The sequence below is a fragment of the Paraoerskovia marina DSM 21750 genome (assembly GCF_000701465.1).
Taxonomy (GTDB): Bacteria; Actinomycetota; Actinomycetes; order Actinomycetales; family Cellulomonadaceae; genus Paraoerskovia; species Paraoerskovia marina.
This window is the reverse complement of the sequence record NZ_JNIY01000003.1, coordinates 794,389-807,013: the sequence shown is the minus strand read 5'-3', so window position 1 is coordinate 807,013 and position 12,625 is coordinate 794,389. Positions and strand designations below refer to the sequence as shown.

Here is a 12,625-nt window from a genome sequence, read left to right as displayed (position 1 = left end):
GTACGAGGCGGCAGGCGGGGGCTCTCGCCCCCGCCTGCCGGTGCGGGACTACTTGTTCAGCAGCTCTTCCATGCGGGCGTCCGTGCTCTCGACGACCTCAGCGGGGTCGTCGCCCCGCGCGATTGCCTTCCAGAAGTCCTTGTCGAGGTTCTCGCCCTCGACCAGGGCCCAGTACTGGGCCGGCGGGGTCAGCTGCGAGTTGGCGGCGACCTCGGCCAGCAGGGCTGCGTTGTCGGCCGTGCCCTGGGCGTCGGCGAACGTCGTGTTGCCCGGGACCCAGCCGTTCTGGGCCATCATGATCTGGAAGTCGTCGGAGTACAGCAGGTCCATGACGCTCGCGGCGAGGTCCTTGTTCTGGCTCTTGGCGGCGATTCCGAGGTTCGACCCGCCGGCGAAGGTCTTGCCGAGCGAGCCGTCCTCGAGGCCCGGGACGGCGAAGACGCCGACCTTGTCGTTCTCACGCAGGTCCTCGGCGATGTTCGGGAACGACCAGGTCAGGCCCGAGAACATCGCGACACGACCCTCGTTGAAGTCGTTCCACGGCTCCTGGGCGGCGTCGACGGAGTCCTCGGCACCGAGCACACCGGCCTCGTAGAGCTCGGCGACCTGGTCGATCGCCTCCATGGACTCGGCGCTCGAGAGGTTGCCGACCCACTGGTCGCCCTCCTGGACCGCGTACTGCCCGCCGTGGGTGTAGAGCCATGCCTCGAGGGTGTGCTGGTCGACACCGGCGATGTACGCGCCCTTGAAGTCCTCGACGTCGTCCGGGTTCGCCTCGGTGAGCGTCGAGACGACCTCGGTGAAGTCGTCGAGCGACGTCGGCGGCTCCACGCCGGCCTTCTCGAACGTCTCCGTGTTGTAGTAGAAGATCCGCGACCCGGCGTAGAACGGGACGGTGTAGACCTTGTCGTCGACGGAGCCGACGTCGATGAAGGACTGGATCAGGTCGTCACCACCCCACGCGTCGACCTTGTCCGTGACGTCGGTGAACGCGCCGACCGCGGTGTAGGTGGGCGACTGCGTGTTGCCGACCTCGACGATGTCCGGGGTCTGCGACTCCGAGGCCATCGCGGTCTGGATCTTCTCCACGATGCCGTCCCACTGCTGGATCTCGATCGTCAGGGTCGAGCCCTCGTTCTGTGCCTCGAACTCGTCGACGAGCCAATCCTGCGCCTCGTCCGGCACCGAGCCGTCCATGAACCAGACCTTGAGGTCTCCGGTCTCGCCACCGCCGTCGGCGGCGGCGTCACCGTCGTCGCTGCTGCTGCATGCGGTGAGGACCAGGGCGGCCGACGCGGCCAGTGCGCCCAGGCGGGCGGTACGGGTGAGCTTCACGTTGTTCCCCTTCAAGCACAGTGGCGTCCGGGCGAGGACCGGACGGCGCGCCTGACGACGCGACCTCGCCGACAGAACGTGGTGCAGATCACTGTCGGCGCGTACCCAGAGTGCCATAGGTAGGACTGTTTGCTAAAGACTCCTGCGAAACGTTACCTGACCGCAACCTCAGTGAAACAGGACACATGCCGACCGGTAGCCTCAGCGCGGGATCCTGGCGCAGACGCACGACGGCGCCCGCCCCCTATACGGGGGACGGGCGCCGTCGTGAGTCCGGCTACGCCGGTCAGTGTTGCGTCAGGAGAGGATCTCGCGCATGAGCTCGGCCGTCGCGGACGGCGTCTTGCCGACCTTGACCCCGGCGGCCTCGAGGGCCTCCTTCTTAGCCTGCGCCGTACCCGAGGAGCCGGAGACGATCGCGCCGGCGTGGCCCATCGTCTTGCCCTCGGGGGCGGTGAACCCGGCGACGTAGCCGACGACCGGCTTCGTCACGTTCTCCTTGATGTAGGCCGCGGCGCGCTCCTCGGCGTCGCCGCCGATCTCGCCGATCATGACGATCGCCTCGGTGTCGGGGTCGGCCTCGAACGCTGCGAGCGCGTCGATGTGCGTCGTCCCGATGACGGGGTCGCCACCGATACCGACGGCGGTCGAGAAGCCGAAGTCCTTCAGCTCGTACATCATCTGGTAGGTCAGCGTCCCGGACTTCGAGACGAGCCCGATCTTCCCGGGGCCGGTGATGTCGGCCGGGATGATGCCGACGTTCGACTTCCCGGGGCTGATGATGCCCGGGCAGTTCGGCCCGACCAGGCGCACGCCCTTGGCCTGGGCCAGGGCGAAGAACTCCGCGGAGTCCGCGACCGGGACACCCTCGGTGATGATGACGACCAGCGGCATGCCGGCCTCGATCGCCTCGACGACCGCGGCCTTGGTGAAGGCCGGCGGCACGAAGATCACGGACACGTTGGCGCCCGTCGTGGCGATGGCGTCGGCCACCGACCCGAACACCGGGACGTCACCCTGCTCGAACGTCACCGACGTGCCGGCCTTGCGCGGGTTCACGCCGCCGACCACGTTCGTGCCCGAGGCCAGCATCCGCGTGGTGTGCTTCTGCCCCTCGGACCCGGTCATGCCCTGAACGATGACCTTGGAGTCCTCGTTGATGAAGATTGCCATGTCTCTTAGTTCTCTCTCGTCTCGGGCCGGTCTCAGGCGTTCGCGGCGGCGGCAGCGGCGTCGGCGCCACCGTCCATGGTCTCGGCGAGCGTGACGAGGGGGTGGTTCGCCTCCGCGAGGATGCGGCGACCCTCCTCGACGTTGTTGCCGTCGAGGCGCACGACGAGCGGCTTGTTGGCCTCGTCGCCGAGGATCTCGAGCGCCTGCACGATGCCGTTCGCCACGGCGTCGCACGCGGTGATCCCGCCGAAGACGTTGACGAACACGCTCTTGACCTGCTCGTCGCCGAGGATGACGTCGAGACCTGCGGCCATCACCGCGGCCGAGGCGCCACCGCCGATGTCGAGGAAGTTCGCCGGCTTCACGCCGCCGTGGGCCTCGCCCGCGTAGGCGACGACGTCGAGGGTGCTCATGACGAGACCCGCGCCGTTGCCGATGATGCCGACCTCACCGTCGAGCTTGACGTAGTTGAGGTCGTTCTCCTTGGCCTTCGCCTCGAGCGGGTCGGTCGCCGAGGCGTCCTCCAGCTCGGCGTGCTCGGCGTGGCGGAAGCCCGCGTTCTCGTCGAGCGTGACCTTGCCGTCGAGCGCGACGATCCGGCCGTCCTCCGTCTTGACCAGCGGGTTGACCTCGACGAGGGTCGCGTCCTCCTCCGAGTACACGGTCCAGAGCTTCTGGATCGTCTCGGCGACCTGGTCCTTGACGTCCGCCGCGAACCCGGCGGCCTCGACGATCTCCGTGGCCTTCGCCGCGTCGATACCGACGATCGGGTCGACGGCGACGCGTGCGAGTGCCTCGGGGCGCTCGACCGCCAGCTGCTCGATCTCGACACCGCCCTCGACGCTCGCCATCGCGAGGTAGGTGCGGTTCGCCCGGTCGAGGAGGACCGAGAAGTAGTACTCCTCGGCGATCTTCGCGCCCTGGGCGATCATCACCCGGTGGACCGTGTGGCCCTTGATGTCCATCCCGAGGATCTCCGACGCCTTCTCCTGCGCCTCGTCCACGGAGTGGGCGAGCTTCACGCCGCCCGCCTTGCCACGCCCGCCGACCTTGACCTGGGCCTTGACGACCACGGTCCCGCCGCCGAGCTTCTCTGCGCCTGCACGAGCTTCCTCGGGGGTGGTCGCAACCACGCCCCCCAGCACGGGCACGCCGTGCTTCTCGAAGATGTCGCGCGCCTGGTATTCGAACAGGTCCACCCTGCTGCGTCCTTCCGGTTGACTAGCCCTTGCCGGCTTCATAATGTCTCTCGACGTCGAGAGACCTTCGTACAGGGTATCCCGCAGACCGGCCCGGCCGAACCCCGGGAGGACGGTTGCCGTGTTCTGTCGGCCACAGTTGGGCGCCACAGAGGGCCCGGGCCGACGCGCCGCCGGTGTACCGACGTGCTTCACTCGTGCCCGTGAGCACCTCTGACGGACGACGCCAAGGCCCTGCAGACCCCTCCGCCCCTCCGGCGGTGCGGGCCCGCGAGACATGGGTGGTCCTCGGCCTGGCGGCGCTCGTCGGAGCCCTCTCGGCGGTCGGCGCGACGGTGTACTCCTCTCTCGTGCACGAGACGGAGGCGCTGCTCTGGGACACGCTCCCCTCGTCCTGGGGCGCCGACGTGGTCCCGGCCTGGTGGGTCTTTCTCGTCCTGGGCACCGGCGCGGTCGCGGTATGGGGCGCCAAGCACCTGCACGGGCACGGCGGGCACCACCCGCTCGGCGGGCTCGCGTTCGACATCACGCCGCGCCAGCTCCCGTCCACGCTCCTCGCCGCCTTCGCGACGCTCGTGTGCGGCGCCGTCGTCGGGCCGGAGGCCCCGCTGCTGGCGATCGGCACGAGCATCGGGTTCGTCGCCGTGGCACGTGCGCGGTCCGACCGCGCGAAGATCCTCGTGATCGCGGGTGCCGCCGCCGCGCTCGGGGTCGTCATGGGCAACCCGCTGGTGACCGTCTTCCTGATCCTCGAGGCCGCCCTGCTGATGCCCGGCAGCAAGTCTCCGCAGCCGCTGACCCAGCTGCTCCCGGTCCTGGTCGCGCTCGGCACCGGATACCTGGTGCACGTGGGGATCGCGGACTGGCCCGGGATGAGCTCGCACCCCCTGGACGCCGGCGACCTCGGCACGTACGGCACCGTCGATCCGACCGACCTGGCCGTCGGCGCCGTGGTCGCGCTGGCCGCAGGCGCACTCGTGATCGTCGCGACGCGCTCGGCAGAGAGCCTCCGCCCGCTGGCCGACCGTCACCCCCTGCCCGTGATCCTGGGCGGCGGCCTCCTGATCGCCGCGATCGCCGTCGTCGCTCGCGCGATCTCGGGCGAGGACGTCGACACCGTCCTGTTCTCGGGTCAGAGCACGATGGCCGCACTGACGGACGCGAGTGCGCTCGCCCTCGTGGTGATCGCGGTCGCCAAGGCCGCGGGCTACGCGATCAGCCTCGGGACGGGGTTCCGGGGCGGGTCGATCTTTCCTGCGGTCTACCTCGGCATGGCCGTCGGCGCCCTCGGGTCCTTCGTCCCCGGCGCGACCCTGCCCGGCCTGGTGGCCTGCGGGATCGCGGCCGGAGCGGCGGCGACGCTCGGCATGCCGCTGACGTCGACGATGCTGGCCGTGCTCCTGACGGCGAGCGCCGGGCCCGCCGTCACCGTGACCGCGATTCTCGGCGCGGTGATCGGGGTGATGCTCAAGGTGTGGCTGGACCGTCGTCGGGCCGGCGTGCGTCCCGACCTCCCGGGCGTCGACGACGACCCGTCGCTCCGACGGACGGGCACGCGCGAGAGCTGAGCGCGCAGGCCTGCCGCAGACCTGGTCAGCCGTCGCTCGCGAGCCCGCGGATCGCGTCGTCGAGCACGTCTGCGTAGACGTCGATCCCCTCCAGGTTCGGGTGCGTCCTGTCTGCGTGCAGCAGCCCTGGCTCGGCACGCACCGCAGCGTTCCAGTCGGCCACCACCACGTTGGGGCGTGACTCGGCCAGGGCGGCGAGCGCGTCGTTGGCCTCGGGGACCCAGTAGCTCACCCCGACGGAGTTGACCAGGACGACCGTCCGGTCCGGTCCGATCGTCGCCAGGGACTCGTCGAGCGCCTCCGTCGACCCGTCGAACTGGAACCCTCCGTTGGTCCCGAAGTTGAGCACGACGACGTCCCGGAGCTCGCCGGCGTCGGCCGCCTCGCGGAGGAGCGCCGGAGCGTCGAGCCACTTGCGGATCGGTTCGGCGTCGATCGCGATCCCGGGGAAGCGCTCGAGGACGGCCGGGGCCGCCCCGGAGAGCACGGAGTCGCCGAACGCGGAGACCTGGGTGCCGTCGACGACACCGTCGACGAGGAGCTCGTCCGACACCGGCGGGTCGGCCTCGACGTCGGCGGCCGCGGCCACGGCCGCCGCACCGCGCTCGACCGCGAGCTGCGCCTCGGAGACGGCCGGCGCCGTCGCGATCACGACGCCCGACGCGACCAGCAACGTGGCGGCGACACCCGCCGTCGTCCGCCGGGCGAGCAGCGCAGGGGTGACGGAGTCGCCGCGACGTCCGAGGCTGCCGCGCAGGCGCAGCCAGGTCGCACGGAACCCGTCGCGACGCACCGGGGTCTCGACCCACCGGTAGGACGCGGCCGCGAGCGCCACCGTGAGTCCCAGCGCGACTGCCGTGCCCCGCCACCAGACGACGGTCCCCGGCTGGGCACCGACGAGGTCGTCCACGAGCAGGATCACGGGCCAGTGCCAGAGGTAGAGCCCGTACGACCGCTCACCCACCCACCGCAGCCCGCGGGCGTCGAGCAGGCGGACGAACGGGGTCTCGCCGGCAGCGGTCGCGTCCGCGCAGGCGGCGACGAGCACCACCGCGCAGAGGGACCCGAGGACGATGCCGCCCCGGTAGGTGAACGTCGCGCCGCTGTGCAGGGTCAGGACGAGGACCGCGAGCCCGAGGGCCGCGACGACGGGCGCCCACGTCCGCAGGTGCCGCCCCACGGTCCCGGGCAGACCGCCGCCGTCGAGGAGTCGCGGGTGCGTGACCCACCAGAACGCCGCCGCGCAGCCGAGGAGCAGGCCGAAGACGTGCGTGTCGGTGCCGTAGTAGACGCGGGTCGGGTCGCCGCCGGGGACCACCAGCGCGGCCATCAGCAGGGCCGAGAGCGCGGCCCCGACGAGGGCGACCGCGGCCCGCGCGCGCATGGTCGGCACGAGCGCCACCAGGGCGGCCAGCACGACGGGCCAGAGGAGATAGAACTGCTCCTCGATCGCGAGCGACCAGAAGGTCTGGAAGAGGACGGGGGCGCTCTGGTCGAAGTAGCTAGACCCCGCGGCGATCTCCACCCAGTTGCTCGTGAACGTCGCCGCGCCGAAGACCTGACGGCGGATCCCGACGAGGAAGTCCGGCTCGACGACGCGGGCCGCGAGCACGGACACGACGACGACGAGCGTGAGGGCCGGCAGCAGGCGGCGGGCGCGGCGACGCCAGAAGCGGAGGAGGTCCAGACGCCCGTCCCGCCGCAGGTCCCGCAGGAGCAGCGCGGTGATGAGGAATCCGCTGACCACGAAGAACATGTCGACGCCGAGGAACCCGCCCGGAAGGGCCGCGGGCGTGACGTGATAGCCGACGACGGCCACGACGGCGAAGGCGCGCAGGCCGTCGAGTCCGCGGATCCGCCCCCGGGCAGGCCCGTCGCGACGCGGGCCGTCGGCGCGCACGCCGGAGGTCGGGCGGGCTTGCGTCGGTGCGGACACTGCACACCTCCGGTGCGCTCGTCGGACCCGGACTCCCGGACTCCCGGACTCCCCAGGTTCAGACCTCACGCTAGGGCGTGGACCGCGGGCACCGGCGACGACACGACGACGCCCGTGCGGCTTTCGTCGAAACCTGACCCCGGCGACGCTAGAGCAGCGTCACCGGCGAGTAGCGCAGCAGGAGCCGCTTGGTGCCGTCGGCGCCGAAGTCGATCTTGGCGACCGCGTTCGCCCCAGACCCCTCGACGCCGACCACCGTGCCGAGCCCGTAGGCGTCGTGCGTGACCCGGTCGCCGATCGAGAGCGACGGGATCGCACCGTCGGCGTGCGGCTCCTTGCGCGGCCCCGCCTGGGCGGCGCGCTGCCGCGCGATCTGGTCGATCTCCGACTGCGAGTACCCGCTCGAGCCCGACGAGCGCTGCCCGGATCCTGCACCCCGCGACCCCGCTCCCCAGCCACCACGTCCGCCACCGACGAACCCCCCGGCACCCCGCAAGGTCTGCGTCGCCGACTCGGCACGCCGCCAGTCCCAGAGCTCGTCGGGGATGTCGTCGAGGAACCGGCTCGGCGGGAACTCGTTGGGGGTGCCCCACGCGGACCGCACGGCCGCGCGGGAGATGTACAGACGCTCGCGGGCCCGGGTGAGGCCGACGTAGGCGAGCCGACGCTCCTCGCTGAGCTCGGCGTCGTCGTGCAACGAGCGCATGTGCGGGAACCCGCCGTCCTCCATGCCGGTGAGGAACACGACCGGGAACTCCAGGCCCTTGGCCGTGTGCAGGGTCATCAGGGTCACGACGCCGGGGTCGACCGTCGGCGTACCCTCGTGCCCCGCGTCGTCCGCGGACGGGATCTGGTCGGCGTCGGCGACGAGCGAGACGCGCTCCAGGAAGTCTGCGAGGTCCCCCTCGGGGTCGGCCTCGGAGAACTCGGTGGCCACGGCGTGCAGCTCGGCGAGGTTCTCCACGCGGCTGCCGTCCTGGGGATCCTCCGACCCCCGCAGCTGGGCGAGGTAGCCCGTCCGGTCGAGCACGTCCCCGAGGATCTCTGCGGGGGTGGCACCGGACTCCGCGAGCCGGGCGAACTCTCGCATCAGGTCGCGGAACTTCCGCAGGGGGTTGAGGGTGCGGGCCGTGATCCCGGGGATCTCCTCGCAGCGCTCGACCGCCGCCCCGAAGGAGATGCGCTCGGCGTCGGCGAACGCCGCGACGGTCGCCTCCGCCCGGTCGCCCAGTCCGCGCTTGGGCACGTTGACGACGCGACGGACGTTCACGTCGTCGTCCGGGTTGGCGATCGCGCGCAGGTACGCGACCGCGTCCTTGATCTCGCGCCGCTCGTAGAACCGGGTGCCACCGACGACCTTGTACGGGAGGCCGACCCGGATCAGGACCTCCTCGAGCGCCCGGGACTGGGCGTTGGTGCGGTAGAAGATCGCGACGTCGCCGGGTCGCACCCCGTGGTCGTCGCCCAGCGTGTCGATCTCCTGGGCGACGAAGCGCGCCTCGTGATGCTCGTCGTCCGCGACGTAGCCCGTGATCTTGGCGCCGTCCCCCGCGTCGGTCCACAGCTTCTTGGGGCGACGGTCGGGGTTGCGCGAGATGACGGCGTTCGCCGCGCTGAGGATCGTCTGCGTGGAGCGGTAGTTCTGCTCCAGCAGGATCGTGCGTGCGTTCGGGTAGTCCTCCTCGAACTCGAGGATGTTGCGGATGGTCGCGCCGCGGAACGCGTAGATCGACTGGTCGGCGTCCCCGACGACGGTGAGCTCGGCCGGCTCGAGCGCGACGGGCTCCCCCGGCGCCGGCGCACGGCCGGTCAGCTCCCGGACCAGGATGTACTGCGCGTGGTTCGTGTCCTGGTACTCGTCGACGAGGATGTGCCGGAACCGGCGCCGGTAGTGCTCGGCGACCGCCGGATGCTCCTGCAGGAGCCGCACGGTCGACATGATGATGTCGTCGAAGTCGACCGCGTGCGCCTGGACCAGACGCTCCTGGTACCGCGTGTAGACGTCGCGCAGCACCGGGTCCGCGTCCTCGCGGCCCGCGTACTCGGCCGGTCCCACGAGCTCGTTCTTGAGGTCCGAGATGCGGTTCGAGAGGGACCGGGCCGGGAACTTCTTGACGTCCAGGTCCTGCTCGCGGGAGACGAGGGTGATGAGCCGCTGGGCGTCTGCGGCGTCGTAGATCGAGAAGCTCGGACGCAGCCCGACCGTCTTCGCCTCCTTGCGCAGGATCCGGACGCACGCGGAGTGGAACGTCGAGACCCACATGTTCTTCGCGGCCGGGCCGACGAGGTCGCCGACCCGCTCGCGCATCTCCGCCGCGGCCTTGTTCGTGAACGTGATCGCGAGGATCTCCCCGACCCGCGCGCGCCGCGTCGCCAGGAGGTACGCGATCCGGTGGGTCAGCACCCGGGTCTTGCCCGACCCGGCGCCCGCGACGATCAGCAACGGGCTCCCGCCGTGCTCGACAGCCTCCCGCTGCTGCGGGTTGAGGCCGTCCACGAGCGCCTCGGGGTCGAGGTGGTCGAAGGGTCCGCGGTACGGGCCGCCCTGGTCGGCACCCGCGTAGGCCTCGTCGTACCCGTCGGGCACCTCCGCGTCCGGGACGTCGTCGCGCTGGAGCGCAGGCAGGCGTGCCAGGTCGTCGAGGCCGGGGAGCGGAAGGTTCTCGAAGAGCGATGTCATAGCCCTCCCAGGGTAGGTGAATCCACCGACGTCGCCGCCCCTCTCCGGGCGCGGCACACCCCGCGACGGTAGATTTCCGAGCACCCGGTCGCCGCACGGACCGGCAGCAACGGCGAGGAGGCACGGTTGAGGACCCACGAACGCGTCGTCGGCCTCGTCGACGGCGTGCGCGAGCGGTTCGACCCGGTCACGATCAAGGGCGCGGCGATGATCGCCGTCGGACTCGTCGTCGTGCTCCTGCCGTCGATCAGCGTCAGCGTCATCTCGGCCCTCGTCGGCGTGGCGATCGCGGCCTCCGGCTGCCTCGACCTCTGGGCGTCCGTCGCCCGCACCAAGGGCCGCAGGATCCGGCGGAGCATTCCGCGCCGGGTCCTGCTCGGACTGCGCGGCGTGGGATCGCTCGTCGTCTCCCTCTTCTTCCTCGTCAGCACCCAGGGCGCGCTGAACCTCGTCGTGACCGGGTTCGGCGTCTACCTGTTCTTCCACGGGGTCATCGGCCTCGTGTCCGGGCTGGGCAGTCCGCGCGAACGAGTGGGCCAGCTCGCCGGCGGGGCGATGTCGACGGCTTTCGGCACCATCTTCGTGGTCAACCCGTCGATCGCGTCCGAGGGCCTGATCCTCGCCGGAGCCACGGCGACCGCCCTGATCGGTGTCGTGGTGCTGGCCTACGGCATCCGCCACCGGGCCGGCTCCGGGTTCGCCCCGCTCGCCAACCCGAGCCCCACCGAGATCCTCTGGGCCTGGGTCAAGGAGGTCGAGGTCGGCGAGGACCGGCGAGCAGAGCTCGTCGAGTCGCTCTACGCCGAACCGCCGGACCGGACGGCCAAGGTCGTGGGCTGGTGGGTGATGCTGATCCTCAGCGTCTGCATCGCGACGTTCGCGGTGCTGCAGGACTCGACCGCCGTCGTGATCGGCGCGATGCTCGTCGCCCCGCTGATGGTGCCGATCCTCGGTCTCGCGGGCGCCCTCGTCAACGGGTGGGCCCGCCGCGCCGTCAGCTCGACGCTCTTCATCGTCGGGGGTGCGGCCGCCGCGATCGCGACGAGCGCGGCGATCTCCGCCTGGGCCCCCGCCGTGGCCGCGTTCGACACGAACTCGCAGATCACCTCACGCGTCAACCCGACCCTGCTCGACCTCCTGATCGCGCTCGCCGCGGGTGCCGCCGGCGCCTACGCGACCCTCGATCGGCGCGTCGGCTCCTCGATCGGCGGGGTCGCGATCGCCGTCGCGCTGGTCCCCCCGCTGGCCGTGGTCGGGATCACGGCCCAGGCCGGGCTGATGGACGAGGCCTGGGGGGCGTTCCTGCTCTTCCTGACCAACTTCGTCGCGATCGTGCTGGCGGCCTCGCTCGTCTTCGCGTTCGGCGGCTTCGCCAGCTTCAGGCCCGATCGCAAGCACGTCCAGAAGATCGCGCTGACCCTCGCACCGTTCGTCACCCTGGCGCTCGTCGTGTTCGTCCCCCTGCTCCTGACCACCGAGGGCCTGATCGCCCAGTCGGCGGACCAGAGCAGGTCGGAGGACGTGGTGGACGACTGGCTCGACGACGCCGACACGGACCTGGCGCTCGTCGACGTCTCTGTCGCGGACGACGTCGTCGAGGTCGACCTCGTCGGGTCCGACGACGCCCCGGACCCCGACGACCTGCAGAGCTCGTTGACCACTTCCCTCGGACGTTCCGTCGGCGTGACGATCTCGGTGACACCGACGGTGGTCACGCACGTCGACGCGGGATAGCGCGGCCGACGCCGGGCGTCACGTCTGGACGAGGCCCACGATCCACGCCGTGGTCGCGATCAGACCGGCGGCGAGCTCGACGAGGATCGAGATCCCGGTCGCCTTGAGCGCGACGACCGTGGCCTCCCAGGCCGCCCGGCCGTCCTTGCGCCGTACCAGCTCGGCCACCCACACCCCGGCGACGAACCCGATGAGCAGACCGACCACGGGGATCACGAAGAATCCCACGACGCCGGCCGCTCCTCCCCACCACATCGTCGAGGACGGGATGTCCTTGCTCACCATGTACTTGCCGGCGACCACGAACTTCACGACGGCGGCGATCAGGACGACGACGGCCGAGATCGCGAAGACCGTCCAGGCGACCTGCCCGCCGGTGACGATCGCCCAGACCAGGACCGCGCCGAGGACCAGGAACGACCCCGGGATGATCTGGATGATCGTGCCGACGAGGCCGGCGAGGATCACGAGGCCGACGAGGACCTCGCCCCACGGGCTCACGCCGCCGACCCCCGCCGGGTGCTCGGCATCAGACGAAGACGGCGACGACGATGTTGACGAGGACCAGCGCGCCGATCGAGTGCTTCAGCGCCGGGGCGATCTTGTCGCCCTGTCGCTTGCCGACGAACGCCAGGACCGCGATCACGAGGGCGATGCCCAGCTTGATGCCGATCTTCGTCATGTTCAGGTCGTACGAGAGGAAGTCGCCCATCTCGGCGAGGCCGACCATGACGATGCCCGCGACCAGAGCCGTCGCCGCACCGTGGAAGACACCCTTGTACAGGCCAGGGGTGCGCAGGCTCGCGACGTAGCCGCCGAGGACGAGCGCCCACCCGACGAAGTGCAGGACGGTGAACACGTTGTAGAGGAATTCCATGGCCCGATCCTAGTTTGCTGACGCCGGTGTCGTCTCCGGGGCGGGGCGAGGGCTATGTCACTCAGCCGCGTCCCGGGCGTCCTTCGCGACAATGTCCCACGATCCGGACCCCCTGTTTCCGCG

At 71.0% G+C, this 12,625-nt stretch carries 9 protein-coding genes; 2 read left to right on the top strand and 7 right to left on the bottom strand.

Annotated elements, in window-relative coordinates:
* Positions 1-48: 48 nt before the first annotated feature.
* The 3 genes from Q343_RS0103845 to sucC form a co-directional block, all read right to left on the bottom strand.
* On the bottom strand, positions 49-1,335 hold the full coding sequence (locus Q343_RS0103845; RefSeq protein WP_029252269.1) for an extracellular solute-binding protein: 1,287 nt from the start codon (positions 1,333-1,335) through the stop codon (positions 49-51).
* 297 nt (positions 1,336-1,632) lie between these two features.
* The gene (gene sucD, locus Q343_RS0103840) at positions 1,633-2,508 is read right to left on the bottom strand and encodes a succinate--CoA ligase subunit alpha (RefSeq protein ID WP_029252268.1); all 876 of its coding nucleotides are present in this window, start codon (positions 2,506-2,508) and stop codon (positions 1,633-1,635) included.
* 32 nt (positions 2,509-2,540) lie between these two features.
* Positions 2,541-3,707 (bottom strand): ADP-forming succinate--CoA ligase subunit beta, encoded by a 1,167-nt coding sequence (sucC, locus tag Q343_RS0103835; protein ID WP_029252267.1) that lies wholly within the window; start codon positions 3,705-3,707, stop codon positions 2,541-2,543.
* Positions 3,708-3,910: 203 nt separating this feature from the next.
* Here sucC and Q343_RS0103830 point away from each other — a divergent pair, with 203 nt between their 5' ends.
* On the top strand, positions 3,911-5,275 hold the full coding sequence (locus Q343_RS0103830) for a chloride channel protein (protein ID WP_162175459.1): 1,365 nt from the start codon (positions 3,911-3,913) through the stop codon (positions 5,273-5,275).
* A gap of 25 nt (positions 5,276-5,300) precedes the next feature.
* Here Q343_RS0103830 and Q343_RS0103825 read toward each other — a convergent pair whose 3' ends face one another.
* Both Q343_RS0103825 and pcrA read right to left on the bottom strand, forming a co-directional pair.
* Complete coding sequence (locus Q343_RS0103825) at positions 5,301-7,211, bottom strand: acyltransferase family protein (protein WP_052366830.1); 1,911 nt, start codon at positions 7,209-7,211, stop codon at positions 5,301-5,303.
* Positions 7,212-7,359: 148 nt separating this feature from the next.
* Complete coding sequence (gene pcrA, locus Q343_RS0103820) at positions 7,360-9,891, bottom strand: DNA helicase PcrA (RefSeq protein WP_029252264.1); 2,532 nt, start codon at positions 9,889-9,891, stop codon at positions 7,360-7,362.
* Between the two features lie 126 nt (positions 9,892-10,017).
* Here pcrA and Q343_RS14440 point away from each other — a divergent pair, with 126 nt between their 5' ends.
* Positions 10,018-11,625, top strand: coding sequence for a DUF389 domain-containing protein (locus Q343_RS14440; protein WP_052366829.1), 1,608 nt, complete (start codon positions 10,018-10,020; stop codon positions 11,623-11,625).
* Positions 11,626-11,643: 18 nt separating this feature from the next.
* On the opposite strand, the gene Q343_RS0103810 is transcribed toward Q343_RS14440, so the two are convergent.
* Positions 11,644-12,126 carry a DUF456 domain-containing protein gene (locus Q343_RS0103810; protein ID WP_029252262.1) on the bottom strand — a complete coding sequence of 161 codons (483 nt, stop codon included), beginning with the start codon at positions 12,124-12,126 and terminating at the stop codon, positions 11,644-11,646.
* Between the two features lie 28 nt (positions 12,127-12,154).
* The gene (locus Q343_RS0103805; RefSeq protein WP_029252261.1) at positions 12,155-12,502 is read right to left on the bottom strand and encodes a hypothetical protein; all 348 of its coding nucleotides are present in this window, start codon (positions 12,500-12,502) and stop codon (positions 12,155-12,157) included.
* Positions 12,503-12,625 lie beyond the last annotated feature (123 nt).